This is a genomic window from uncultured Microbulbifer sp. (genome assembly GCF_947489355.1).
Lineage (GTDB): Bacteria > Pseudomonadota > Gammaproteobacteria > Pseudomonadales > Cellvibrionaceae > Microbulbifer.
This window is the reverse complement of record NZ_CANLDD010000001.1, coordinates 109,624-135,421: the sequence shown is the minus strand read 5'-3', so window position 1 is coordinate 135,421 and position 25,798 is coordinate 109,624. Positions and strand designations below refer to the sequence as shown.

26 protein-coding genes are annotated in these 25,798 nt (G+C 58.2%); 11 read left to right on the top strand and 15 right to left on the bottom strand.

The features are described 5' to 3' along the window. Positions 1-719 precede the first annotated feature (719 nt). Positions 720-1,604, top strand: a complete 885-nt coding sequence (locus Q1A48_RS00590) for an outer membrane beta-barrel protein (protein WP_299939754.1) — start codon at positions 720-722, stop codon at positions 1,602-1,604. A gap of 132 nt (positions 1,605-1,736) precedes the next feature. On the opposite strand, the gene Q1A48_RS00585 is transcribed toward Q1A48_RS00590, so the two are convergent. Further along, a complete protein-coding gene (locus Q1A48_RS00585) occupies positions 1,737-3,656 on the bottom strand; it encodes an ATP-binding cassette domain-containing protein (RefSeq protein WP_299939751.1) in 1,920 nt (639 codons plus the stop codon). A gap of 110 nt (positions 3,657-3,766) precedes the next feature. Here Q1A48_RS00585 and Q1A48_RS00580 point away from each other — a divergent pair, with 110 nt between their 5' ends. Next, entirely contained in the window at positions 3,767-4,267 is a 501-nt protein-coding gene (locus tag Q1A48_RS00580) for a TIGR02444 family protein (RefSeq protein WP_299939748.1), read from the top strand. A 221-nt stretch (positions 4,268-4,488) separates the two neighbouring features. Here the strand turns inward: Q1A48_RS00580 and Q1A48_RS00575 are convergent, their stop codons facing one another. Beyond that, positions 4,489-5,385 (bottom strand): hypothetical protein, encoded by an 897-nt coding sequence (locus Q1A48_RS00575; RefSeq protein ID WP_299939746.1) that lies wholly within the window; start codon positions 5,383-5,385, stop codon positions 4,489-4,491. 471 nt (positions 5,386-5,856) lie between these two features. Here Q1A48_RS00575 and Q1A48_RS00570 point away from each other — a divergent pair, with 471 nt between their 5' ends. Beyond that, a complete protein-coding gene (locus Q1A48_RS00570) occupies positions 5,857-6,648 on the top strand; it encodes an FKBP-type peptidyl-prolyl cis-trans isomerase (RefSeq protein ID WP_299939743.1) in 792 nt (263 codons plus the stop codon). A 177-nt stretch (positions 6,649-6,825) separates the two neighbouring features. Here Q1A48_RS00570 and rsd read toward each other — a convergent pair whose 3' ends face one another. Continuing rightward, positions 6,826-7,284: a sigma D regulator gene (rsd, locus tag Q1A48_RS00565; protein WP_299939741.1), complete on the bottom strand. Its 459-nt coding sequence runs from the start codon at positions 7,282-7,284 to the stop codon at positions 6,826-6,828. A gap of 196 nt (positions 7,285-7,480) precedes the next feature. On the opposite strand from rsd, the gene Q1A48_RS00560 reads away from it, so the two are divergent. Next, on the top strand, positions 7,481-7,681 hold the full coding sequence (locus Q1A48_RS00560; protein WP_299939739.1) for a hypothetical protein: 201 nt from the start codon (positions 7,481-7,483) through the stop codon (positions 7,679-7,681). Positions 7,682-7,724: 43 nt separating this feature from the next. Here Q1A48_RS00560 and Q1A48_RS00555 read toward each other — a convergent pair whose 3' ends face one another. The 9 genes from Q1A48_RS00555 to Q1A48_RS00515 form a co-directional block, all read right to left on the bottom strand. After that, positions 7,725-7,952 (bottom strand): hypothetical protein, encoded by a 228-nt coding sequence (locus Q1A48_RS00555; RefSeq protein ID WP_299939737.1) that lies wholly within the window; start codon positions 7,950-7,952, stop codon positions 7,725-7,727. Between the two features lie 164 nt (positions 7,953-8,116). Continuing rightward, on the bottom strand, positions 8,117-8,608 hold the full coding sequence (locus Q1A48_RS00550; protein ID WP_299939735.1) for a disulfide bond formation protein B: 492 nt from the start codon (positions 8,606-8,608) through the stop codon (positions 8,117-8,119). Then, positions 8,605-9,207: an ACP phosphodiesterase gene (locus Q1A48_RS00545; protein WP_299939733.1), complete on the bottom strand. Its 603-nt coding sequence runs from the start codon at positions 9,205-9,207 to the stop codon at positions 8,605-8,607. The genes Q1A48_RS00550 and Q1A48_RS00545 overlap by 4 nt, the downstream gene beginning before the upstream one ends. A 50-nt stretch (positions 9,208-9,257) precedes the next feature. After that, positions 9,258-10,841, bottom strand: coding sequence for a glutamate--cysteine ligase (gshA, locus tag Q1A48_RS00540; RefSeq protein WP_299939731.1), 1,584 nt, complete (start codon positions 10,839-10,841; stop codon positions 9,258-9,260). 81 nt (positions 10,842-10,922) lie between these two features. Beyond that, positions 10,923-11,360, bottom strand: a complete 438-nt coding sequence (locus Q1A48_RS00535) for a hypothetical protein (protein ID WP_299939729.1) — start codon at positions 11,358-11,360, stop codon at positions 10,923-10,925. 179 nt (positions 11,361-11,539) lie between these two features. Beyond that, the gene (locus Q1A48_RS00530) at positions 11,540-12,793 is read right to left on the bottom strand and encodes a malic enzyme-like NAD(P)-binding protein (protein WP_299939727.1); all 1,254 of its coding nucleotides are present in this window, start codon (positions 12,791-12,793) and stop codon (positions 11,540-11,542) included. 370 nt (positions 12,794-13,163) lie between these two features. After that, positions 13,164-13,376, bottom strand: coding sequence for a 50S ribosomal protein L31 (gene rpmE, locus Q1A48_RS00525; RefSeq protein WP_299939725.1), 213 nt, complete (start codon positions 13,374-13,376; stop codon positions 13,164-13,166). 156 nt (positions 13,377-13,532) lie between these two features. Continuing rightward, on the bottom strand, positions 13,533-13,829 hold the full coding sequence (locus Q1A48_RS00520; protein WP_299939722.1) for a transcriptional regulator: 297 nt from the start codon (positions 13,827-13,829) through the stop codon (positions 13,533-13,535). Continuing rightward, a complete protein-coding gene (locus Q1A48_RS00515) occupies positions 13,826-14,395 on the bottom strand; it encodes a hypothetical protein (RefSeq protein ID WP_299939719.1) in 570 nt (189 codons plus the stop codon). Before Q1A48_RS00515 ends, Q1A48_RS00520 begins: the two co-directional genes overlap by 4 nt. 152 nt (positions 14,396-14,547) lie before the next feature. On the opposite strand from Q1A48_RS00515, the gene Q1A48_RS00510 reads away from it, so the two are divergent. The 7 genes from Q1A48_RS00510 to Q1A48_RS00480 all read left to right on the top strand — a co-directional run bounded on the left by Q1A48_RS00510 (position 14,548) and on the right by Q1A48_RS00480 (position 23,175). Further along, positions 14,548-16,761: a primosomal protein N' gene (locus Q1A48_RS00510; RefSeq protein ID WP_299939717.1), complete on the top strand. Its 2,214-nt coding sequence runs from the start codon at positions 14,548-14,550 to the stop codon at positions 16,759-16,761. 82 nt (positions 16,762-16,843) lie between these two features. Beyond that, positions 16,844-17,404, top strand: coding sequence for an SPOR domain-containing protein (locus Q1A48_RS00505; protein ID WP_299939715.1), 561 nt, complete (start codon positions 16,844-16,846; stop codon positions 17,402-17,404). A 158-nt stretch (positions 17,405-17,562) separates the two neighbouring features. Beyond that, on the top strand, positions 17,563-18,102 hold the full coding sequence (gene hslV / locus Q1A48_RS00500; RefSeq protein WP_299939713.1) for an ATP-dependent protease subunit HslV: 540 nt from the start codon (positions 17,563-17,565) through the stop codon (positions 18,100-18,102). Positions 18,103-18,160: 58 nt separating this feature from the next. Further along, entirely contained in the window at positions 18,161-19,480 is a 1,320-nt protein-coding gene (gene hslU, locus Q1A48_RS00495; RefSeq protein WP_299939711.1) for an ATP-dependent protease ATPase subunit HslU, read from the top strand. Then, positions 19,481-19,855, top strand: a complete 375-nt coding sequence (locus Q1A48_RS00490; protein WP_299939709.1) for a DUF971 domain-containing protein — start codon at positions 19,481-19,483, stop codon at positions 19,853-19,855. It begins immediately after the preceding gene. Positions 19,856-20,041: 186 nt separating this feature from the next. Then, positions 20,042-21,589 (top strand): alkaline phosphatase, encoded by a 1,548-nt coding sequence (locus Q1A48_RS00485; protein WP_299939707.1) that lies wholly within the window; start codon positions 20,042-20,044, stop codon positions 21,587-21,589. 17 nt (positions 21,590-21,606) lie between these two features. After that, a complete protein-coding gene (locus Q1A48_RS00480) occupies positions 21,607-23,175 on the top strand; it encodes an alkaline phosphatase (protein ID WP_299939704.1) in 1,569 nt (522 codons plus the stop codon). Positions 23,176-23,391: 216 nt separating this feature from the next. Here Q1A48_RS00480 and Q1A48_RS00475 read toward each other — a convergent pair whose 3' ends face one another. The 3 genes from Q1A48_RS00475 to Q1A48_RS00465 all read right to left on the bottom strand — a co-directional run bounded on the left by Q1A48_RS00475 (position 23,392) and on the right by Q1A48_RS00465 (position 25,712). Continuing rightward, positions 23,392-24,237, bottom strand: a complete 846-nt coding sequence (locus tag Q1A48_RS00475) for an SPFH domain-containing protein (protein ID WP_299939701.1) — start codon at positions 24,235-24,237, stop codon at positions 23,392-23,394. Between the two features lie 38 nt (positions 24,238-24,275). After that, entirely contained in the window at positions 24,276-24,737 is a 462-nt protein-coding gene (locus Q1A48_RS00470; RefSeq protein ID WP_299939697.1) for an NfeD family protein, read from the bottom strand. Between the two features lie 150 nt (positions 24,738-24,887). Further along, on the bottom strand, positions 24,888-25,712 hold the full coding sequence (locus Q1A48_RS00465) for a CHAD domain-containing protein (protein WP_299939695.1): 825 nt from the start codon (positions 25,710-25,712) through the stop codon (positions 24,888-24,890). Positions 25,713-25,798 lie beyond the last annotated feature (86 nt).

Below are 25,798 nucleotides of genomic sequence, written 5' to 3'. Positions count from 1 at the left end.
ACTAGGGGCGGGAATGCATAGGGGTCAACTTGCACCGTGATGAGATCACTAGACCCTTTTGTATTCATCTGGATTTTCAGAAGAGAAGTTTTTAGTGCGTATCTGACGATCACACTTATTGCAGCTTTTCTTTGCCTCAGTAAGATGTGTGATAGAATTTTGTCGCTTCAATATTTATTTTATCATTTGTTTTGCATCGTAAAATAATATTACCATAGTTTGGTAGTCCTCTTTCTATTTTCTTCCAGCGCAAAGAGATGTTTCCAGTGTATGCGTCGTATCTATTATCTGTCATATGGGATCAATTGAAGTGTCCCTGGCCGGGTACCTATATCTGGCGCCGGGATTGTTTGCGCTGGCCCTGTTTGCAACTGTTATTCGCTTTTTCCAGTCTATGATGCTAATACTGATCACAGTTCTATCAAGCTGATAATGAGACAGGGATTTCCGGTTCGTTAATTTCCTCCTGAGCAATCCAGGCGTGATGTGTCACCAAAATTTATTTTTTGATCTGTATCGATCTACAGTCGATGGCGGAAAATTACTTGATACATTACAAACTTGGCAGTTTATTACTCAGTTTGATCAATAGAGGTTCGAGCTGGGCAGGGAGTGAAACTCACGTTTGATGGAGTGAGTGCAATTTGCTGTCATTTGCATCAATAAATTGTCGAGTCATTTTGGCAGATGCTGATTTAAAATAGAATTTGGTGCCGCGGATGGAAAATGATCAAATGGTAGCTGCAAAGCTCCGCTATGTTGTATTTTTTTTTACTGTATTGAGTGTGGAAGTTTATGCTGACTTTGTGGGAACACTAAATCTCTATGCGAAAGGCGGTAAATACTGGTTCAACGAGGATCGTCTCGACGGTACACCATTTCAGGATTTAACCCTGGGCGATACCACTCGGGATTTGACACTGCGCGATTCCACCGGCGTTGGAGTTGGCCTTGGGTTCAATATGACTAATTACTGGGCTATGGAGGGCGTCGTTGACTACTTTACGGTAAATATTAAGGAAATTCCCGAGAAGGTGGAAGTATACAATTATCACCTGGATTTGCTCTACCAGTTCGCCGGACAGTTCTGCGGTAACTTTTGCTGGCAACCCTATGTTGCCTTTGGTATCGGTGAGATCCGTATAGAGTTCGATGATGCACCGGATCGCTACTACGGGGACAGGGAGGATGAATATCCGGATGTTTGCCGCTACGAACTTGAATATCCGGGAGACGATTGCAATTGGCATGATCGCCAGACGATGTTTAATCTCGGTCTCGGCATTAAATACAGCTTGGGGCCGCGCTGGCAGGCGCGTGCGGACGTGCGTCTTTTTCAAGGCATAGAAGAGGGTGGAGTGGATGGATTTGCCAGTATTGCGATAGGCTACCAATGGGTTGAATATCCGGACTTCTGGTATGACGAGGATGCCGATGGCGTTATCGATGCAACCGATCAGTGTCCGCAAACGCCTGTTGGAATCGATGTGCACCTCGATGGATGCCCTTTGGATTCAGATTTTGATGGGGTGCCCACCTATCTGGATCAATGTCCGAATACCCCGATTGGTATCGCCGTGGATGAGTATGGATGTATCCGATAGCCTGAGTTTCCATAGAGGAGCAAATCGGCGCGCTGGGCCAGTGAATAACTTTCACGGAGTTGGCTGGCAGGATGTGGTCTGTACCGGTCTGCTCTTATTTTAGTGCGTATGGACACCCTTTTCTGGCGAAAGTTATTCACCGCGTAATTCGTCCAATTGCTCGGAAATTTCCAGCCATTCCAGTTCAAGTGCAGCGAGCTTCTCACTTTGTTCGGCTTGCACCTTATTGAGTCGGGCGATTTCTTCATGCTGCCCGCCGTTATAGAGGCTTTCGTCGGCAAGTTTTTCCCGGGTTAGAGAGAGTTGCCTCTCTGCCGAAGACAGTTGGCGTTCGAGGGTTTTCAGTTTTTTTGCCAGGGGTTTCAATTGCTCGCGCAGTGCAGCGGCGGTGCGCCGCTGGGTTTTTTTGTCCCCGACCGGGACGGTGTTGTCCCCGGCAGTGTCCGGTGTTTTTTCCCCGCGGCGTTTTTTCTCGCGATTATAGCCCAATAACCACTGCTTATAATCTTCCAGGTTACCGCTATAGAGTTCGGCGCGCCCATCTGCCACCAGAATAAATTCATCGGCGGTGTTGGCGAGCAGATGGCGATCATGGGAAACCAGCACCACAGCGCCGGGAAACTCCGTCAGCGCCAGGGTCAGGGCGTGGCGCATTTCCAGGTCCAGGTGGTTGGTGGGCTCATCGAGCAGCAGAAGATTGGGTTTTTGCCAGGCCAGGATCGCCAGGGCCAGTCGTGCCTTTTCTCCACCAGAAAAACCGGCCACGGTCTCAAACACCCGATCGCCAATAAAACCATAGCCTCCGAGAAAATCGCGCAGGGACTGTTCGCTGGCATCGGCACTGAGCCTCTGCAGGTGTAGTAGCGGGGAGGCGGCAGTGTCGAGGGCTTCCAGTTGGTGTTGGGCAAAATAGCCAATCGCCAGATGCTCCCCGCACTGGCGCTCGCCACTCAGGGGGGAAAGTTGTCCGGCAAGGGTCTTGATCAGCGAGGATTTGCCTGCGCCGTTGGGGCCGAGCAGGCCAATACGACGGCCCGGCTGGATACCCAGCTGCACTTTATTGATCACTACCTTACCGGTGTAGCCGATGTCTGTTTCACGCAGATCGATCAGGGGATTGGAGGTTTTCTCCGCCGACGGCAGGGTGAAGTGGAAGGGGGAGTCCACATGCGCGGGAGCGATCCGGGCCATGCGCTCCAGCGCCTTTAAACGGCTCTGGGCCTGTTTGGCTTTGCTGGCCTTGGCGCGAAAGCGCCGCACGAAATCCTCCATATGCACACGCTCGGCCTGCTGCTTTTCGTACTGTAGTTGCTGCTGGGCCAGACGCTCGGCGCGAGCGCGCTCAAAAGCGCTGTAGTTGCCGCTGTAGAACACCAGTTTTTGTTGCTCGAAACTGACAATGCCGTCGACCACCGCATCGAGGAAATCCCGGTCGTGGGAAATAATCAACAGTGTACCGGGGAAGCGCTGCAGCCACTGCTCCAGCCACAGGGTGGCATCGAGGTCCAGGTGGTTGGTGGGCTCGTCCAGCAGCATCAGATCAGCCGGGCACATCAGGGCGCGCCCGAGGTTGAGTCGTATGCGCCAGCCACCGGAAAAACTGTGTACTGGCCGTTGTTGCTCGCTGTGGGAGAAACCCAGACCGCTGAGCAATTGCGCTGCCCGCGCTGGGCCGCTGTAGCCATCAATACCCGCCATACGCTCGTGCAGTTCTGCCAACTTGTGACCACTGGTATCACTGCAGCTCTCCGCTGCCGCCAGCTGATTTTGTAACTGGCGCAGTGCTCTGTCGCCATCGAGGACATAATCGAGGGCGGGCTGGTCACTGGCCTCGACCTCCTGGGCCATATGGGCGATACGCCAGGTGCTCGGCAAATCCACCTGGCCGGCATCACTTTCCAACTGGCCGAGCAATAGCTTGAACAGGGTGGACTTACCACAGCCATTCGCGCCGATAATCCCCACCTTGTGGCCGGGGAAAATGCGACAATCCGCGCTGTGCAACAGTTCTCGTGCACCTCGCTGTAGGGAGACACCTTGCAAATTGATCACTGAAAAACCTCATGGAAACAGGCCGATGGATGCTAGCCTATTCGGCGGAATCGGGCATAACCGCTGCCCTCTTAAGAAGGCGCCAGTCGAAAAGAAGTGGGGATTTTAACGTGACACAAACCGCACCTCCATCTCCCCTGCAGAAAAATCCCCTATGGCAGTTCAGCCTGGTATTTTATCGCCACAATGATGTGGAAAGCTTCCTGCTCGATTGTCAGGACAGGCGGGGTGCTGACATATGTATGATGTTATGGGCGAGCTATGCCGCTGTCTGTGGGCACCAGTTGAGTGATGAGCGCTGGTGTGTGGTCGATCGCAGTTTGGCACCGAGGCGATCAATGATTCGCAGCCTGCGTCATTTGCGCCGTCTGCTGGGCCATCTGCGCCCCTATACTCTGGGGCTCTATGGGATGTGCAAGCGCTACGAACTCAAACTGGAGCGCTTGCAACTGGCAATGCTGTGGACAAACTGCGTCGGGGATTGGCCTGGTGATCGCCCGGCTCTGGAGTTGGCCGCTCATCAATACGGTCTGCTAGAAAAAGAACAGGCCCGCTGGGCGAGCCTGATAGAAAGCTATCTGGCAAGCTCGGAAGACCTGGATGCTGGGTGAGCCCTCTTCTCCCTGGCTGCCAAAGCAGTGTGTGGGATGTGCCTTGGGCAATCAGAGCGGTTGAATAAAAGGATTGCCGGAATATTACAAAGCGTCGGGATAGTCCGCCGCCGGCCAGCACCCCGGGGAGGCGCACAAGCGCAACAGTTGTTTGGCGTTTGCGTCCTCTCTGAGGTGGCGTTCAATTGACCAACAGGGCCGGGTTGACCTATGCGGATAAATTACTCACTGCTGCGCTCTTCAGCGGAAAACAGGCTGTTGGCAGGAGTAGCTGGCGTAATGCCTGGCGTCGGGGGAGTGGATTCCAACGGCATTTCCTGCTTGGGGGTAGCGATAGCTTCCACATCGGGCTTGGCCTTTTGCAGTACCGACGCTTGACCGGGTTCGGTCGGCTTGGGCTTTTCACTCGGCGATTTTTCTACTTTCGCGGGCTTTGCCGGTGCTTTGGGTTTGGGGGCAGCCGCTTTGCTGGCGGTGGGTTTGGTAACTTTTTTCACCGGTGGTGCTGACTTTTCGGTCTTGGTTACCGGCTTTTTCGCTTTGGGCGCCGCACTCTTTGCCACAGCCTTGCGCGCTCCGGTGTTTTTCTCAACGGGTTTTTTGGCGACGGCTTTTTTGGCGGGCTTTGCGCCAGTGGTTTTAGCGGCTTTGACGGTGGTTTTTGCCGTGGCTTTCTTCACCGGCGTGGATTGCTTGGCCTTGCCCTTAGGCCGGGCCTTGCCAAGCTGTTTCTCCGCTGTGGCTGCGGCTTTGCGCACGGTCTCGGCTGCCTTGCGCTCAGCTTTCGCCCGGGTTTGCAACGCTTTTGCTTCCGCCATAGAGGCCCTGGCGAGTCGCAGCGCTTCGCTGAACTTCTCGACATTGGCTTTGGCGCTATCGAGCCGCTTTTGCGTAGCGGCGGTCTTGGTAGCCCTGGCCGCGGTGCGGGCGCCGGTGAGTTTGGCCTTGGCCCCGGCCAGTTTGTCTTTTGCCGTGGTCAAAGCCTTTCCGGCCTTTAAAACCGCTTTTTCGGCATCGGTAACCTTTTTGTTGCGGGCTTTATCCAGCTTTACAGTGAGTTTGGAAATTTGAGCTTCCAGTTCTGCGACCGGATTGACAGCTTTTCGTTTGGCAGCCATGAGTAAATGTCCTGACGTTTATTATCGATTGGCACATCCGGGCAGTGCACTTGCCTTGCCTAAACACGAACGACGTCGCTCAAGTAGCGGCGTGCGCACTGTGCATCGCTCCGAAACCGGAAAGAATCTCTAACAGTCCGGAACAACTACCGGTGAGTGACTGATAATAGCGCTGTTTATAAAAAAAATGTATGCCGAACGCAGTGAAAAAAGCGCAGGCCTTTCATTTTGGCAAGCATAACCCGGTGGGCAGGCGCAACCGGAACCCTCGGGGGGGTGTGGTGTCCAGCACAGTGTGCGCGTCTGCGGTATGCACTGGGAGTCGCCTTGGGTTAGACTTGTGCGCACCGGTGGAAAAGGTGCGCCTAGCGGCTTCGGGCCGATACAGGGACGCTTGGGAAACCGCCGATGGCGTTGGGCCAAGGTCAAGCGCGAATCCATAAACGCAATACGGACAAAGAGACAACACCCATGAATAAATACCCTTTGGCTGCAGCAATTGCCCTTGGCCTGGTGCTGACCGGCTGTGACAAGCAGGGGGCCAAGCAAGAAAAAGAAGTTGCCCTGGACACCCAGGAGAAGAAGGTCAGCTATATCATTGCCGAGGATATGGCCAAGCGCCTTCAGTCCCAGGATGTAAAGCTGGACCCGCAGGTGGTGTTGATGGCGCTCGAGGATGCCGCCAGTGACCGCGAACCGCGCCTATCCGATGAAGAGAAGCAGCAGACCATCGCCGCCTTCCAGGAAAAAATGCAAAAGAAGCAGCAGGAAATGCTGGCTCAACAAGAGAAAGAATTTAAAGAAACTGCAGAGAAAAACCTGAAAGAAGGCGAGGTTTTCCTTGCTGAGAACGCCAAGAAGGACGGTGTTACCACCACCGATTCCGGCCTTCAGTACAAAGTGATTACCGAAGGCTCTGGCAATACCCCCAGCGCCGACAGTACGGTTGAGGTGGACTACAAGGGCACCCTGCTCAATGGTGAGGAATTCGACAGCTCTTATGCCCGCGGTGAGCCGGTTCAGTTCCCGGTCAACGGTGTGATCAAAGGGTGGACCGAAGCCCTGCAGCTGATGAAAGAGGGTTCTAAGTGGGAGCTTTATATTCCCTCTGAACTCGCCTATGGCCCGGGCGGTGCCGGTGGCAAGATTGGCCCCAATGCGACTTTGATTTTTGAGGTGGAGCTCCACAAAGCCAATGTTGCAGGTGATGAGGCGTCCGAGAAAAGCGAAGAAAACAAAAAAAGTGAACCGCAGTCTGAGTGATCTGACTATCGGGACTTTACTTAACAGGGGCGTCCATAGGGCGCCCCTTTTCGCTGGCGGTGGATTAATCGATATGGCCTGGATGACAGCCACGGCTATTTGTGGCTGCCTGGGAGTGGGGTAAATGCGAGAAAAGGGCAAACACCGTGCGATCACGGTGCTCCGGTCTGGGACAGGCTAGTTTTTGTGTGCGGTGTGCAGCAGGGCGATCATCCGGTCTTCTGAACTGAAGCGGGTTTCCAGGGCCTCGCCCAGTTGAGACAGATCCGGGTCCAGGCTGGACAGGTCGTCGGTCTCCAGATACTTGTCATTGAAGTCGACAGCGATATCCGTTGTGGCATCTATATCCCGATAGAGTTCATGCGCTTTCTGCAGTCCCTGCTTGTCGTCAAACGCCTGCCCTTCGCGCATCAATTGTTCGTAGACTTCAAAGTGACCGGCTGAAACGTAATCCACCAACAGTTGGCACAGCTGGCGCACCTTGCCTTCGGTGTCCAGGTCACGCTCACTGAATTCCTTTTTTTCCAAAAGGTGGTAAAAGCTCACCAGCAGAGTTTGCCGCGATTGAAGCCATCGGTCGATAATTTCGCTGACACCGCCCCAGCGTTCGCGCGCCGATTTACAATTTTCCAGCATTTCCAGGATATCCTTTTGTCACTCTTGCCGCTGTAACCAGCTTTATTGCCGGTTCCGAAGGCCCCGCCAAGATAAGGGATTCCTCCGCCGGCAGCAAGGCGAAGAGCACAAACCACGCCAGAAGACGGACACGCAGGCAGGTCATTGTCTGCGCGCAGCACTGGGCTAATTAAAACCGATAATCAGTGGCAGTATTATGGCAGTGATTGCGCCGCAGAGTCCTGTGGCGAGTGCGGCAAAGCCACCGCACCGCGCACTGATCTCCAGCGCGCGCAGTGTCGACAGCGTGAGCGTTGATGTCCAGAATATCCAGCACCGCCACCACGGCCAGGCTGGCGGTAACAATGGGGTGCAAAAGTACCGTGGTAATATGCCGGTACAGGGCCACGCCGAGTAAAAATGCCCCCAGGCTCAGGGCAAATAGGGGGCCGTGTAAAAGCTCAGTCACGCCTGTCCCGCCCCGCCGGCAGACATTTTTGCAGCAGCAGGGCCCCCAGGGTCAGGCTGATCAGGGTGAACCTGTCCGAGATCCTCAGGTTATGCAGAGAAAAACGCCCACTGTAGCAGGCAAAAATAACAGGGGTAACAGGTAGGGTAGCGGTGTGCTGATCCCGGCCAGTCTGGGGGGGGCGGTCATAGAGCATTAAACCAAACAGCAGGCGCAGCAAGCCCGCGACTGCGCCGGGTAAGGGCAGGGAAGACGTGTCGCTGAGGAGGCAGCCGGGGCGCTTACATCCAAACAGGATGACGGCGCCGCCCAGCCATTGGGTTTTTGTTGCACGGAGCGAGTGGAGCCATCTCCCTGGGACGGCTCGCTTGCCACCGGTTGTTGTCAGGGTTTACGAAATGCCTGCCAGGCGCCAAACAGGACCAGCCCGGTAAAGCCAAGGGCGGACCAGCCTGGAATACTCAGCCCCATCATGGTCCACAGCACCTCGGCGCAGTTACCGTCACCGGTGAGCAGCGCCCCGAGTACATCGGCCACAGGGAAGGCTTCGAGCATATAGCTGATACCGGGACCACAGGCGGGCACCTGGTCTTCCGGCAGGGACTGCAGCCACAGCTGGCGGCCGGCGAAGTAGAGCCCACCCAGCGCCCAGATGGAGACCAAAAGCCCGTAAACGCGCCTGCCGATGGTATCGGGATTGTGTAGAAAGGCGATCAGAGAGACCAGCCCAACACCGAGCAGCATCACCCTTTGGGTGATACACAGCTTGCACGGCTCCAGGCCGTGCGCGTATTCCAGGTAAAAGGCGAAGCCGAGTAGAAAAACAACGAATAGGAAAACCAGCAGAAAAGTAATGCGCGGGTTGGGTAATATCATGGCTTATCAGGTCCTGAATAGTGCTGCCGAAACCGGGCGGCTTCGAGATTCAAGTCGGTCAGTAATGCGTTGAAATTGTGTTCCAGTTGTTCCCGCCCGGCGTTCAGCTCGGGCAGCATCTCCTGCAGGGCGACCGGGTGGCGCAGGCGTTGCCCGACACGCTCCAGGGTAAGGCCGACCACCCGCTCCTCGCGGTAGCTCTGCAGGAGTTTAAATTGCTCCGCACGCGCCATAAATGCCCTTGCATGGGGGGGAATATACCGGCTGTCGCTGCGAAAGTCTCTCCAGCACCCGGCGCAGAAGTCCTCCAAATCAAGAGGGTGCCACTGGCGCCAGTTCTGTGCCAGCAGGTGGTCGAACCAGATATCCAGGGCAATGCCGGCGTAGCGGCGCCACCCGGGGTCCGACACCTTCAGCGCATCGCGATAGGCGGCGTGGGTTCCGGTCGCGGCATCGATACGGCGGTGCAGCCGTATTCCCGCTTCAATGGCTGCTGGCCGCTCGCCATTTAACGGGCCTTTGACAAAGTCGCCCAGCAGGCCGCCAAGGCGCCAGCGCGCCTCGGGTCCGGAGAGCAGCAGGTGTGCCAGATAGTTCATGGCGCTATCCGCAAGTGGCTCATTGGCGCCTCACCCGGTGCCAGTCGCCACTAGTCCTGGCAACAGAGGTATTGCGCGTAGTAGTGGCTGAGAAAGTCTTCAAAAGAACCTTTATCGTCTATTTCCACCTGCTTCTGCCTGAGCAAAGAGTCCTCTGCCAAGCGGGAGAACTCGCGTACTGCGTCGCTATTGAGTGGGCGGTCGAGAAAATAGCGGCGGTGCTGTTCGGCTTTTTCCATGGCCCACTGGAAGAAATTCAGCTGCTGCGTCTCCAATTCCGCCAGTATCTGTTGTGACGGCGTGGGCGTCTCGCCAAGGACCTTGGCGCGCTGTATACCCACGGCGCTGCGGTGCTGATCGCCGTCCCAGGCGCTGTCGAGCAGCCCGGCAACGGTGTCTATTTCCCCGAGCAGTTGGAGAGCCCAATCGCCGAGGGCGCGTGTATTTCCATTGTGGTTTAACGGCAATTGCGTCTCGTTGCCGCGATAGACGATGCGCTGTTGGTTTTCCTGGGTGGCTCGGTAGTCGGCATCGCTGGCTTTGGGGCTGTGTGTCAGCAGGCAGTGCAACAGGAAACTGTCGAGAAAGCGCATTTGCTGAGCATCGATGCCGAGAGGGGTAAAGGGATTCAGGTCAAGGCAGCGCACCTCGACATATTCGACGCCGCGATTGTTCAGTGCAGACAGCGCCGTCTCGCCGCGTTGGGTCGGGTTTTTGGGACGGATGGGCGAGTAGAATTCATTTTCGATCTGCAGTATGCCGGCGGATAGCTGTTGGTAGTGGCCTTCTGCATCCTTTATACCCAGTGCCCGGTAGGGATCGTAGGGGCAGCTGATGGCCGAGCACAGGGTGGATAGATAGCTTGGCAGGTCGTTGTAGCAAACAATCAGGGATTGTTGTACATCACTGTTGTAACCCAGGTCCCCCATGCGCAGCGAGGTGGCGTGAGGGGCATGCAGGGTGTGGTTGTCCTCGTTGAACGGCGCCAGTTTGTGCTGGCGTCCCTCCACAAACGAAGAGCATACCGCTGGAGCTGCGCCGAACAGATAGATCAGCAGCCAGTAGTTGCGGCGGAAATTGCGAATCAGGTCGAAGTAGCGGCGGGTTTTGAAGCTGCGCAGGGATTCGCTGCTGTTTTCAAACTCGTGCAGCCACAGCCAGAATCCGTCGGGCAGGGAGAAATTGTAGTGAATGCCGGCGATGGTCTGCATGGCACGACCATAGCGCAGCCCCAGGCCCAGGCGGTAGATGGTTTTCATGGTGCCGCTGTGAGAGTCGCCGTAGCGCGCCACCGGAATATCCTTATCCGCGCCGATGGCACAGGGCATGCTGTTGACCCACAGACGCTCATCGCCGATCTGACTATAGGTATATCGGTGAATGCGATCAAGAATGCGCAGGGCCTCTTCCGGGGTGGCTACCGGCGGCGTGATGAACTCCAGCAGCGCTTCGGAAAAATCGGTGGTGATGCTCTCGTGGGTGAGCGCCGAGCCCAGTGTCTGCGCGTGCGGCGTCTGTGCCAGGGTACCGTCGCGGGCAACCCGCAGGCTTTCTTTTTCCAGGCCGCGGCGTATGCCCTTGAGCAGTTGCACAGGCTGGGCCTGTGCCAGGGCGGCTAGGTGGGGAATAGGCACTCGAATCTCCTTGGTACTTCCGGGACGCGCTCTTTCGTTGCTGTGTCAGGTGGCTTTTGCCGGAGCTGAAAGCGCAGCTGTTCAGGCGGTCGATTCCGACTTGGATACATGTTCGTCGGGTTGTGCGGGCGTTTCCACCGGGGTTGGCTCTGGTACGACTTCGGGTGTCTGCTCCGGAGCGACCTCGGGCGCTGGTTGTGGGTTCAGTTCCGGATTGTGCTGCGGGGGCACTTCCTCCGGCGCCGCCGGTGGAATTTCCGGCTCGTCCTGGGGGTCGGCGCCTGAGGCATCTGCCAGCGCCTCTGTCGGAATCAGGGGCTGGCCCTTATTGTTCAGGTCGCACTGCAATAACTCAATGCGCAGGCTGACATCACGGGTATTGGCCTCGAACATCTGGTTGATGGTGACATCCTTGTGCTCACTGCGGAACAGTTTATTCGGCTCACGGCCGTCCAGCCATTCGCCACTTTTACTCAGGAACTGCTGGTGCTGATTGGTCAGCACATACACGTGAATCATTATGTTGGGCAACTTTGATGCTGTAACAGAGAGGCAGTTTATCGACGGGCGCGGTGTGGCTCAAGAAGTCCGTTGGCGCGGGTGCGGCAAATGCCTGTTCCAACGGGTTGAGAGGAGGATTTCTGTGCGCCGCAAACCCGGATTGAAAAAGGCCATGAAAGGCCTTTTTCAACAGCCTGCTAGAGGGTTTCCAGAGGGTAGTGTTGCGGATAGGGCAGGCATGCGCAACCGCTATCCACGGCGGCGCGGGCCACGGCGGCGGCCACTTCCGGCAGCAGGCGTGGGTCTGTGGGCTTGGGCAGGATATAGCCGGGGCCGAAGGTAAGCTCCACACCGCCGAAGCCCTCGCGTACGGAGTCCGGTACCGGCAGGTGGGCAATTTTGCGAATGGCCTCGATCGCCGCCAGCTTCATCTGTTCATTGATGCGCGCCGCGCGCACGTCCAGTGCCCCGCGAAAAATAAAGGGGAAGCAGAGCACGTTGTTGACCTGGTTGGGGTAGTCGGAGCGCCCGGTGGCCATGATCAGGTCGCTGCGCACACTGTGGGCCAGTTCCGGTTTGATTTCGGGGTTCGGGTTGGAGCAGGCGAAAACCACCGGTTTGGGCGCCATGCGCTGCAACTGCTCGGCGGAGAGCAGGTCTGAGCCGGATACCCCGAGGAATACGTCGGCGCCGGTGATGGCATCGTCGAGAGTGCGCATTTGTGTATCCCGTGCCCACTCGCCCTTATAGGCATTAATGTCGGTGCGCCCGGAGTGGATCACCCCGCGGCTGTCGAGCATGGTGATCTGCTCTTTGCGCGCTCCGGCGGCCAGCAGCAGTTTGCAGCAGGCGGTTGCAGCGGCGCCGGCACCGAGGCAGACCATGCGTACCGCATTGATTTTTTTGTCCTGGATCTCCAGCGCATTGAGCATTGCCGCCACCGTCACTATGGCAGTGCCGTGCTGATCATCATGGAAAACCGGCACCGGACAGCGTTCGATCAACGCCTCCTCAATATGAAAGCATTCCGGAGCCTTGATATCCTCCAGGTTGATACCGCCGAAGGTATTGGCAATGGCGGCAACGGTCTGAATAAACTGTTCCGGGCTGTTGGCGTCCACCTCGATGTCCACCGAGTTGATACCGGCAAAGCGCTTAAACAACAGTGATTTGCCCTCCATTACCGGCTTGGAGGCGAGCGGCCCCAGGTTGCCGAGACCGAGAATGGCACTGCCGTTGGTAATCACAGCCACCAGATTGCTTTTGCCGGTGTAGAGGTAGGCTGCCTCGGGGTTTTTGGCAATTTCGCGCACCGGTTCGGCCACGCCGGGACTGTAGGCCAAAGACAGGTCTTCCTGGGTTTCGGCGGCGGTGGTCAGTTCAACTGATAGTTTGCCGGGACTGGGCAGTGCGTGGTAGTCCAGTGCTGCCTGGCGCAATGAATCCGTCATTTGAGGGCTGTTCTCTCGAAAACTGTCGGGGCAACACCGCTGTGTTATCCCGGTTACTGCGGGGAATCAGAGAATAACCGGGGGCGCTTGTGGCGACAAGCGCCGGGGGCACGTTAGACCGCTAATCCCTACTATTTGGCCTGTACTAGTCGGCCAAAGCTGGAATGCTCAGCCGTCAAATACGCCATTTTTAAGGATAGGCATATCATCAATGCCCACAACCTTAAGGGGTCCGAATCATTTTCCCCGTTGTGCAGTTGCACAGACGAAAAACACCCGGACAGAAAAAAAGCACCCGGGAGGCCCCTGGGTGCTTTTTTTCACAGCGTTCGCCACTTGAGTCGGTGAGCGCCTTGATCCGCTGTACGTATTATTTGCTGATGCGGCTGCCAAAACGCTGCTTGAAGCGGTCCACGCGGCCACCGGTGGTCGCCTGTTTCTGCTTGCCGGTGTAGAAGGGGTGGCACTGGGAACACACATCGATCTGCAGGTCCTTGCCCAGGGTGGAGCGGGTTTTGATCACATTGCCGCAGGAGCAGGTGGCAGAGATGTCGGTGTATTTCGGGTGGATATTTGCTTTCATGATTGCCTCATTTCGATACCGCCACCCGATCATTGCCGGGCACGGCATCGGCGTTGGAACAGGAACCTGTGCGGTTCCAGACCGTTTAAAAAGTCGGCGCATACTACCAGATTAGCGCCGGTATTCAAGTCCAGGGACCCTCTCCCGGCGCAGGGCCTAGTCCAATGTCGAAATCAATTGTTGCAGGGCCCCCAGGTGTTGTTCCAGTGCCTGTCTACCTTCCGTGGTGAGGCGGTACCAGGTGACGGGTTTGCGTTCCATAAGGGCCTTGCGCGGATCGATAAAGCCCTGTTCCTCCAGCCGCCGCAGCTGGGCGCCGAGGTTGCCATCTGTGACCGCCAATTGCTGCTTAAAGCGGGAAAAGCTGATTTCCCCGTACTTGGCCAACAGCACGCAGATGGCGAGGCGTATCCGATGCTCCAGAACAGGGTTTAAGGCCCCCAGGGCTTTCACTGTGGGTCCCCGCGGTTGTGTTTTGTGCGCTGTGCGAAGCCGGCCCACAGAAGCGAGATGCCCACAACCAAACCTGTCAGCGTCCAGGCATAAGGGGGGGATATAAGTACCATACCCCCGTAACAGGCCAGCATCAGAAGACCGCTGTAGAGTAATGGGCGTTCCAGATGCACACCAGCCAGGCTGTAGGACAGTCCGGCAACCAGCAGGAATAGTTCAGGCCCTGCCTCACCCTGCCCACTAATCAGGGAGATAAAGACCAACAGGAAGGCTGCGCCGCTCACCAGCCAGTGCAAGCCATATCTGCGTCCGAAGGCGGTGTTGTTAATGCCCTGACGACGCTCCGCTCGCTCGCCTAGCCACCAGCTGACAAGTCCCCCTCCAATCGAGGCCGGCAGCCAGTAGATTGCAGCAAAGCGCGGTGCTAAGTCTGGTAAGGCAAAGCCGATAAAAATCAACAGGCCCCAGAGAAAGTACAGCGCGGGTATGCCGTCCCGCGATGTGCCGCTGCGTACGGCGCTGCTGACATAATCCAGATTGTCCCTGATATTATCCAGGTCAGTCATGAAAATCACTCCGGTTATTTGAGAGAACTCTAAAATTTAGAGTTTTGTCAGTTTACTCTAAAAATTAGAGTCTGCAAGTAAAAATAACTGTCCTGTACCTCACCGAACCAGCCGGTACACTAAGGGCTTTTGCAATAGTCACCGGGGGCAGGGTGCAAGAGGCGGTTCAGCAAAGGGTGATTTTACAATTGGCGGTACCCGTACCGCTGCGGCGCCTGTTCGATTATCTGCCCCCCGAGGGGCTCTCACCACAGGCGCTGGCCCCGGGCCAGCGCCTGTGGGTGCCCTTTGCCGGGCGCAAACTGGTGGCGGTGCTGGTGGCTATTGTGGGGGAGTCGCCACTGGCGGAACTGAAGCCCGCGCTGGAGCAGATTGACAGTACGGTATTGTTTGACGCGCACAGCCGCAGATTCCTCGCCTGGATCGCCGATTACTACCAGGCACCCGTGGGAGAGGTGTATGCGGCCGCCATGCCCGCTGCCCTGCGCAAGGGCAAGCCCGCCTACCATTGGGCCGAGCAATGGCTGCAACTCACCACAGAGGGTAAGGGCCTGCCACAGACGGCGCTGGCGCGGGCCCCTAAGCAGCAGGCCCTGCTGCAGAAGCTGTTGCGCGATGGCAGGCTGAGTCGTGCGCACTTGAAAGCACAGGGCCATTCCATGGCAGCGGGGCGCGGGTTGCAGGAGCGCGGGCTGGTGGAATGGGTTGCCGGTCCCACAGTGCCGCCGCCATTGCCTGGGGCGGATGCCTCTTTGGCCCCGGCGTTGAACAGCGAGCAGCAGCAGGTGTTGGATGTGATGGATTGCAGCCGTTTCTCCGCCAGTTTGCTGGAGGGGGTGACCGGCAGCGGCAAGACGGAAATTTATCTGCGCCTGATAGAGCGGGTATTGGCTGCGGGGCGCCAGGCATTGCTGTTGGTGCCGGAAATAGGACTCACCCCACAGACCCTGAGGCGTATCGCGGCCCGGTTTCCCGATCACAGTATTGCCGCCCTGCACTCCGGCCTGGCCGAGGGCGAGCGCGCCCAATCCTGGCTCGCCGCTGCCGCAGGCCAGGCGGATATCGTTATCGGCACCCGCTCAGCCATTATGACCCCGCTGCCGAGGCTCGGGGTGGTGATCGTCGACGAGGAACACGACGCTTCCTTTAAGCAGCAGGATGGTGTGCGCTATTCGGCCCGCGATCTGGCAGTGGTGTTGGGGCGCAATACCAATGTGCCGGTATTGCTGGGCTCTGCCACACCCGCTCTGGAAACCCTGCACAATGCCTTGACCGGCCGCTACCGGCACCTGCATCTATACCAGCGTGCCGGCGACGCGCACCCGCCGCAAATCCATGTGGTGCCGACTCTGCGCGAGCCTCTGGAGGCGGGCTTTGTCCCCCAGGTACTGCGCCATATCGGCGATGTCCTGGCGCGGGGTGAACAGGCTCTGGTGTTTATCAACCGGCGCGGCTTCGCGCCGGCACTGACCTGTGACGACTGCGGCTGGATCGCCGACTGTGCGCACTGCTCCAGCAAGCTGACCCTGCACCGGCGTCAAGGCCAGCTGCGCTGTCATCACTGTGACCATCGCCGCCCGCTGGTGAACAGTTGCCCCCAGTGCCACAGCCATTCGATCTCCGCCCTCGGAGGTGGCACCGAGCGCAGCGAGGAACTGTTGCTACAGCGCTTTGCCAGCTACCCGGTGATCCGAATCGACCGGGACACCACCGGCAGCAAACAGGCGCTGGACAGACTGCTGGCGCCGGCCCGCGACGGACAGCCCTGCCTGCTGCTGGGGACACAGATGCTGGCGAAGGGGCACCATCTGCCGAGGGTGACCCTGGTGGTGATTCAGGATGCCGACGGCGGCCTGTTCAGTGCCGATTTCCGCGCACCGGAGCGCACCGGGCAATTGCTGGCGCAGGTGGCGGGCCGCGCTGGGCGCGGCAGTCTGCACGGGCGCGTGCTGGTGCAGAGCCGTTACCCCGAGCACCCGCTGCTGCAGCGGTTGCTAGACAAAGGCTATGGCGATTTTGCGCGCCAGTTGCTGGAGGATCGCACCGCGGCACAGTTGCCCCCGGTAAGGACCATGGCGCTGGTGCGCGCAGAGTGCGAGGAACCCGCCTGGGCAGAGGCGTTTCTGCAAAGCGCGCGCCGGTATATGCAATCCCTGGCGCCGCCCTCTCCGCAACTGCTCTATCTGGGGCCGGTGCCGGCTCTGCTGGAGCGCAAGTCCGGGCGCTTCCGCTTTTATGTACAGGTGGTTGCACAGCACCGCGCGCAATTACAACCTCTCCTGGCACGGGTAAGCACCTGGGCCGAAGGGAACAAAAATCGTCGCCTGCGCTGGGCGGTGGATATGGATGCGCAGGATTTGTCCTGAATGTTGCCGGAGTACAGGGCTCCCGCCGGAATTGACGGTACAATGCGCTGATCGGGCAGACCAGCTGGGGAAGAGACCTTCAATGAGCCGTCGCAAAACCAACCGCCGCAGTCAACATTCCACGGGCAAACCCGCCTGGGGGTGGTTTGCCCTGGGCAATATTGTGGGCGGCTTCGCGGTATTTTTGCTCCTCCAATATGGTATTGCCGGGGCAGGTAAAGGCGTTGGCGGCGGCAAGCCACAGATGGCCAAGCCGGCGGCGGAGGCGCCCTCCCAGCCGCGCTTTGATTTCTACACCCTGTTAAAGGAAAACGAGGTGTCGGTGCCGCCGCCCAAGGTGGCCAGGCCTGCGCGCCACCAGGCGGCCCCCGGTTCGGCGCAGGCTGCAGCCAGTGCGTCTCGCCAACAGGTCTATATCCTGCAGGCGGCCTCTTTCCGCGAGGCGGCAGAGGCCGAGCGCCTGCGTGCACAGCTGACTTTGGCCAACCTGGATGTCAAGGTGGAGTCCGCCAGCGACAACCGCGGCACCTGGCACCGGGTGCTGGTCGGGCCTTTCAGTAATCGCTCGCGCATGGCCAAGGCGCGCCAGGTGCTGGCAGAGCACAGCCTGATGCCGCTGGTATTGAAGCGCCCCGCCAAATGAAACCGCTTTGGATGGCGGGCTCCCGGTATCGCAATTGCACTTGTGGTTGTTGAAATCAACCCGTTGCGTCCTCATTTACCTAGCTTTAAGGCAATTTCCGGCACCGGTGGCACCTAGCGCCCGCCGCTGAAGCCCACGCGTAACCCGAGAGGTCTCCATTGGAACAGTATCGCGGAACCACTATTTTATCCTGTCGCCGCAACAACAAAGTGGTGATCGGCGGCGACGGCCAGGTATCCCTGGGAAACACCATCATGAAGGGCAATGCCCGCAAGGTGCGCCGCCTGTACAAAGACAAGGTTATCGCCGGCTTTGCCGGCGGTACGGCAGATGCCTTCACCTTGTTTGAGCGCTTCGAGGCCAAGCTGGAGGCCCACGGTGGCCACTTGACCCGCGCCGCCGTGGAGCTGGCCAAAGACTGGCGCACCGACCGCGCCCTGCGTCGCCTCGAGGCCCTGCTGGCCGTGGCCGATGCCAGTGCCAGCCTGATTGTGACTGGCAACGGCGATGTCATTCAACCGGAAGACGACCTGATCGCCATCGGTTCCGGTGGCCCCTTTGCCCAGTCTGCTGCACGGGCGCTGCTCGACAATACCGAAATGGACGCGCGTGCGATCGTTGAACAGGGCCTGAAAATTGCTGGTGATATCTGCGTTTACACCAATCAGAGCCACACCATCGAAGAATTAACCTTTTAAATGCCGCGCGCCTGTTGCAAGCGCGCCCGGCCCGCCCGAATGTTTTGCAGGAATCCGTATGTCCCAGATGACCCCCCGTGAAATCGTCCATGAACTCGATCGCCATATCGTCGGTCAGCAGGATGCCAAGCGCGCTGTCGCCATTGCGCTGCGCAACCGCTGGCGCCGTATGCAGGTGAACGAGGAACTGCGTGTCGAAATCACTCCCAAAAATATCCTGATGATCGGCCCTACCGGGGTGGGAAAAACTGAGATCGCCCGCCGTCTGGCAAAGCTGGCCAATGCCCCCTTTATCAAGGTGGAGGCAACCAAATTCACCGAAGTGGGGTATGTGGGCCGCGATGTGGAATCCATCGTACGCGACCTGGTGGAGATGGCGGTGAAACAGGAACGCGAACTGGCCATGGTCGGGGTCCAACAGCGCGCGATGGATGCGGCGGAGGAGCGCATCCTCGACGCCCTGCTGCCGCCGGCGCGCAGCACAGAACCCGGCGAAAAGGACAGCAGCACACGCCAGCTGTTTCGCAAGAAGTTGCGCGAAGGCGAGTTGGACGATAAGGAGGTTGAACTCGATATGGCCGCAGCGCCTATAGGGGTGGAGATCATGGCCCCTCCGGGTATGGAGGAGATGACCAGCCAACTGCAGGGAATGTTCTCGAATATGTCCCAGGGCAAGACGCGCAAGCGCAAGCTGCCGGTCAGGCAAGCGCTCAAGCAACTGACCGACGAGGAGGCCGCAAAACTGGTCAATGATGAGGATGTGAAAGGCCGTGCGATCCGCGCCGCGGAACAAAACGGGATTGTCTTTATCGACGAGATCGACAAAGTGGCCAAGCGCCAGGAGAGTGGTGGTGCCGATGTGTCCCGCGAGGGTGTGCAGCGCGACCTGCTACCGCTGATTGAGGGCAGCACCGTCAACACCAAGTACGGCATGATCAAGACAGACCATATCCTGTTTATCGCCTCCGGTGCCTTCCATCTGTCCAAACCCTCGGACCTGATTCCTGAGTTGCAGGGGCGCCTGCCAATTCGTGTGGAATTGGGTTCGCTTTCCTCTGCGGATTTCGAGCGGATCCTCACCGAGCCGTCCGCCTCGCTTACCGAGCAGCAGAGGGCCCTGCTCGCCACCGAAGGGCTGGCGCTGCAGTTTAGCGAGGATGGTATCCGCCGTATCGCCGAGGTGGCCTACGAGGTCAACGAGCGCACGGAAAATATCGGTGCGCGCCGCCTGCACACGGTGCTGGAGCGCCTGCTGGAGGAGATTTCCTTCAATGCCGGTGATGATGGCAGCCAGAGCCTGACCGTGGATGCCGCCTATGTGGACAGCCACCTGGGCGAACTCAGCCAGAACGAGGATCTCTCGCGTTTTATCCTGTAAATGAAGCCGCAAAAAGTCCGTTTAAATCGTGCCGACAAAAGCCTGCAGTTGGTATTCGGCGATGCCGAGTTCACCCTGCCGGCGGAATACCTGCGCGTCTTTTCCCCCAGTGCGGAAGTGCGGGGCCACGGTGCCGGTGAGCCGGTACTGGTCAGTGGAAAACTCCATGTAGGCATCGAGCAGATTGCGGCCGCCGGGCGCTATGCGCTGAAAATCGCGTTTGATGACGGCCATGACAGCGGCATCTATACCTGGGAATACCTGCGTGAATTGGCGCAAAATTTTACCAATAACTGGGACCGCTATCTGAAACGCCTGCGCGCGGAGGGCAAGCGTCGCGACCCGGAGGAAGGAGTGGTGAAGTTTATCGGCTAAACGCCACTGTGGCCTGGGCAGGGTGCAAAGCGTATTTTTACCCCTTTTTTTCTTATGGCGGTAACTATTTTGTCTACCCCAACCGCCACGGGCAAGGCGCTTGAGAAATTGGCCGGCAGGTAATTCTATTGTCATATTTCCGGTCTCTAATGCTCGTCAAATTCACGAGCTTCTGAGAGACCCACCGTGGCAAAGACATTGGCCTGCGCAATAAGCGCCTCTTGTATCGTTCCCCTCATTATTCCCCTCGCTTGTGCAGTTACAGCGGCGGATTTACCCGGCTACCAGACAGGCAGCGCCTGGTTCACCAATGGTGTCGATCGTCTGGCAGCGCGTGCAAGCCACTCCCGCGAGGGAAAAATAGCGAAAAATGTCATTCTGTTTGTTGGCGATGGTATGGGGATATCCACTCTGACTGCGGCACGCATCCGTGAGGGGCAGTTACGCGGTGAGCCGGGTGAAGAGAACTATTTATCGTTTGAGCAGTTTCCGTACAGTGCCCTGATCAAGACCTACAACACCAACCAGCAGACGCCCGATTCCGCTGGTACCATGACCGCGATGATGACCGGCGTGAAAACCCGTGCCGGCGTTATCAATATTGATGGCACTGCGCTGCGTGCCGATTGCCCAAGCAGCGAGGGCAGGGCGTTGAACACCTTTCTCGAATTGATGGAGAGCCGTGGAAAATCCACCGGTATCGTTTCTACTGCCCGTCTCACCCATGCGACTCCCGCCGCCACCTATGCGCGCAGCCCGGAGCGCAACTGGGAGTACAGCGCTGAGGGGAACTGTGTGGATATCGCCACGCAAATGGTTGAGCTGGCATACGGAGACGGCATAGACGTCATGCTCGGAGGCGGTCGCCGCAGCTTCACCACCACCGCTGTTGGCGGTCGGCGTGAAGATGGCCGCGACCTCACCCGTGTATGGCTGGAGCGCTATGGAGATGATCAGCGCGCCGAATATGTGCAGACCGGGGCAGCACTGGCCGATGTGAACCCCGTCTCCACGGAGAAGCTGTTAGGTCTCTTCAGCTCCAGCCATATGCATTACGATGCGGACCGTATCGCCAGGGGCAGCGACGAGCCCAGTATTGCCGAAATGACCGATGCCGCGATCGAGTTGCTGCAGAAAAATGCGGAGGGTTACTTCCTGATGGTGGAGTCCGGCCGTATTGATCACGCCCACCATGCCGGTAATGCCTACAATGCACTGCACGACACCATTGCCTTTTCCGATGCGGTAACAACGGCCCTGGAGAAAGTGGATCTGGAGGAAACCCTGATTCTGGTGACTGCGGACCACAGCCACGTCATGACCATCGCCGGCTACCCCACCAGGGGCAACCCGATTCTCGGAAAAGTCATCGGCAATGATGGCAGTGGTGCGGCGGAACCCGAAGAGCACACAGCAGCTGATGGCAGGCCCTATACCACCTTGAGTTACGCCAATGGCCTTGGCTTTGCGGACCTGGGTGACAACACCGATGCAGATGACCGCTATGGTACAGCGGCCAATAGCGGGCGCAAGGATCTGGTCGGAGTGGACACCCAGGCGCCTGGCTTCCATCAGGAGGCGCTGGTGCCGCTCGCCGCGGAGAGCCATGCCGGTGAGGATATCAGTCTGCACGCGATCGGCGCCGGTGCCGAATTGGTACAGGGAAGCCTCGATCAGAATGCGGTTTTTCACCTGATGGTTGGCGCGGCGGCCCTGCCGGTAACAGAAGAGTAGATTGGGGGTAATTCACCATGACAGTAATCAAAAAGACCGTTTTGGCTTTCTCTATAGCCCTGCTTTTCGCAGGTTGCAGTGATGACGATGCCAGCAGCCAGGGCCCTGCAGAACTGCCTGAAGCACAGGTGTCGGTACTGGGCCTGCCACAGGTCCAGCGTGACAGCCACTGGTTTAAGGAGGGCCAGCAGGCTGTGGAAGCAGCCCGGGCACAGGCCATCAACAATACTCCCGGTGCTGCGAAAAATATCATTTTGTTTGTTGGCGACGGTATGGGCATTTCCACGGTCACCGCTGCACGAATTCTCGCCGGGCAACAGCGGGGTCTCAGTGGCGAGGAGTACCAGCTCAGCTTTGAGAGGATGCCCTTCTCGGGCCTGGTGAAAACCTACAATACGAACCAGCAGACCCCCGATTCCGCCGGGACTATGACGGCACTGGTCACCGGTGTGAAGACCAAGGCCGGCGTATTGAGTGTGGCAGAGGATGTGGCGCGCGGGGATTGTAGCGCGAGCCTGGATCGCCCGCTGACCACCGTCATTGAACTGGCCGAGGCGCTGAATAAGAGCACCGGTATTATCAGCACCGCGCGTATTACCCATGCCACACCGGCGGCCACTTATGCCAAGGTACCCGAGCGGGGGTGGGAAGCCTCTGCTCCGAATGGCTGTCGCGACATTGCGGCGCAATTTGTTGCACTGAAGGCCGGTGATGGAATCGATGTGGCCATGGGGGGCGGGCGCCGCAATTTTCTGCCCGCTGAAGAGACCGATCTGGAGGGCGAAAAAGGCCGTCGTGCAGACGGCCGCAACCTGATCCGGGAATGGCAGGCGCGCTATGGCGACGGGGTAACCAATGCCATCTATGTGGAAGACAGTGCGGGTTTCGAGGCCGTGGATATTGCCTCCACGGACAAGCTGCTGGGCCTGTTTCACCCCTCGCACATGCGCTATGAGGCCGATCGCGGTAATGACGCTGCCGGTGAACCCTCCCTTGCCGAGATGACAGCCACAGGCCTGGAGTTGTTACAGAAAAATACCAATGGCTATTTTCTGATGGTGGAGTCCGGCCGCATTGACCACGGTCATCACGCCGGCAATGCCTATACCGCCCTCACGGATGCGGTGGCGTTTGCCGAAGCAATCCAGTATGCAATGGATAACACCAGTGCAGAGGACACCCTGATCATTGTGACCGCAGATCACAGTCACGTGATGACCATTGCGGGTTACCCGACCCGCGGCAATCCGATTCTCGGCAAAGTTGTGGGTAACGACAGGAGTGGTGAAGCGGAAACCGCCTACGCCCTGGCAGCGGATGGCCTTCCCTACACCACGCTGACGTATGCCAATGGCCCGGGACACAGTGCCGATGATCATGGGGGTCGCAGGGATCTCACCAGCACCGACACCACCGCCGTGGATTACCGCCAGGATGCCCTGGTGCCCACAGGCAGTGAATCCCATGCGGGGGAGGATGTGGGAGTCTGGGCGCGCGGCCCCGGCGCGCACCTGGTGAGCGGCACCAATGAGCAGAATTACCTGTTCCACGTTATGGCCCGCGCTGGAGGCTTGCTGGAGTATTAACAGCCCGGCAAACCGGTCTTCCGGGGCCTGTTTGATTTACCTGGCAATACTCGATTGCAACTGCGTATCGTGGTGCCCATGCAGGGCCCGCGCTGGCCGAGCGGCGGCTCTCATGCCGCCGGATTCACGGAATATTGCCGGGCTGATTGGCAGGGCGCGGGCGACGTTGATCAACCCGGCACTGCGGGGCAGCCCCCAGCACCGGTGTTGGCCAGGTTAGCGATTTAACAATCCCTTTACCGCCTGCGGCAGGTCTGCCGGCAAAATCACATTCTTGGCGTTGTCGGACTGGGAGAGTTCGGACAGCGCACTGATATAGCGCTCACCGAGTAGATACATCACCGGCATTTCCTGGTTGCCGATGGCCTGGGTCACCCGCTCGATGGCCTCGCGGCTCGCATCAGCCAGCACAACCTGGGCCTTGGCATCGCGCCTGGAAGCCTCCAGGCGCCCGTCCGCCTCCAGAATCGCCGCCTGCTTTTCCCCCTCGGCCCGGGTCACGGTCGCACGGCGTTGGCGCTCCGCCGCAGCCTGTTCCTCCATGGCCTTTTGCATGGTTGGCGAGGGGTTGATGTCCTGGATCTCCACGGTTTTCAGGTTGATGCCCCAATCGGCGATATCGTCGGAAATCCCTTCCTTGAGTTTTGCCTTAATCAGCTCACGTGACGAAAGTGCCGCATCCAGGGACATTTCACCAACAATAGAGCGCAGCGCCGTCTGCACCAGGTTCTGAATCGCAATGGTATAGTCCTCCACACCGTAAACCGCTTTTTCCGGTGCGATGATATTGATGTAGGCAACCGCATTGGCAATGATGGTGGCATTGTCCTGGGTGATGACTTCCTGTGACGGAATATCGAGTACGATGTCCTTGGTAGTGACCTTGTAGGGAATCTGGTCAATGTAGGGGATCACCACGTTCATGCCCGGCTTCAGTGTCTTGTGGTATTTGCCCAGTCTCTGGACGATGTGCTTGAAACCCTGCGGCACAATACGTACCCCTTTGGCGATGGTAATGACCACCAGTACCACCAGCGCCACAACAACATACAAACCTTCCACCAGTTTCTCCTCCCCGAATAAATGTGTAATTTTTTGAATTAAAGTGCTGTAACAATCAGCGTGTTACCGGAAATGTCCGTGACCTGAACCCGCTCGCCCACCGCCATATCTGTAGTGCAGAGAAACAGCCACTCCTCCTCACCGAGAATGGGTGCCGGGAATTTCAGTTTGCCGCGGTTTCTGCCCGTGTTGGATTCAATCACCATCCCCACTTGCCCGTTCAGTGCCTCAGCCGCCATACCGGCAGAGGTACGATCGCGCCATTTGGGTTTGATAAACGTCAGCCAAAGCAACAGTGCGGTTATGGAGGCACCGATCCACAGCAGCAGTTGCAGGGCGATCGACAGGTCGGCGACCAGGAGCAATGCGCCCACCAGAAGCGCGGCCAGCCCAAACCAGAACAGAACGAATCCGGAAACGAAGATTTCCGCCGTCACCAGCAGCAGGCCCAGCACCAGCCAGTGCCAGTAAGCGATATGAGTATTCAACCAATCCAGCATGGCCAGTTTCACCGTGTTATGTATTTCTGTCGAATGTTATGCCAAAAGCCCTCGATGGTCGATAAATTACCCTGTTGGGGTTGTTTGCTTACAACTCGGCACCCACAGGGCCGGTGATTCGCCGGGCAAATCGTTCCGCCTGAACACTTGCTATGTGTGTGCGCGGAACAGCACGAATTTCCCTTTCGGGAACAGATCCGCACTCAGGTGCTTGATCTGGTGGAAGAGTGCGGTCCTTCGCTGACTGGTGGCCTCCAGCAGCGGGATCAACTCGCCCGATAGAGCCTCCTCTTCAGCCTTTAGCAGGGTGCACAGCAGGTACAGGTCGCGCCAATCGCCCAGGGCCTGGGCAAGGGCTTCGAGCGGAGTGCAGCGATCAGCCAGTGGTGGATAGCGCTCTTGCAGCAGACGGCAGTGGTACCAGTGGTCTTTTGTGTGCTTGCGGTATTCGTGCAGGGTCTCGGCGGATTTGCGAGAAATCGCCACCGTTTTCAGGCTGCAGGCGTGCCGATAGGTGTTCAGAAACCCGCGTTGGCTGTGCTTCCAGCGCAATTGTGCCAGGGGCCAGAACGGGATACGCCCGGCGCCCTGCAGCAGCAACTCACCGACCTGCCCCAGTGCTGCCCGGTCGCCGAGCCGGCCGCTGCGCCCGGTGATAAAAGCATGGGTGCGGGGAAAATCGACAGGGGTGGCAATCGCGGAAAAGGCATCTCGGATCGACACCAGATCGCGATTGGCGGACAACTGGTTGGCGAGGGTGCGGTAGTGGGCATTCTCACGCCGGTACAGCGCCTTGTGGTCTGCACGTATCAGGCGCAGCAGCGCGCGCATTTTCTTGCAGTGCTTGCGCACCTCGTGCACCGCCTCGTGCTCGGGCAGTGTGTTCAGGGCCGAGATGGCGTCGGCAACCTCCGCCTGTGCCGTGGCTGCGAGGGCCGCTGCAAGTGTTTGCTTGCTGTTGAGTCGGTAGACCATGGTTTCCGCTGTTGCCCACTGAACGCCAATCGGTTCGAGGGCCGGTTTGCCGGCCTTGCAGGGTGACCGCTGAGCTGTGCCGGCAG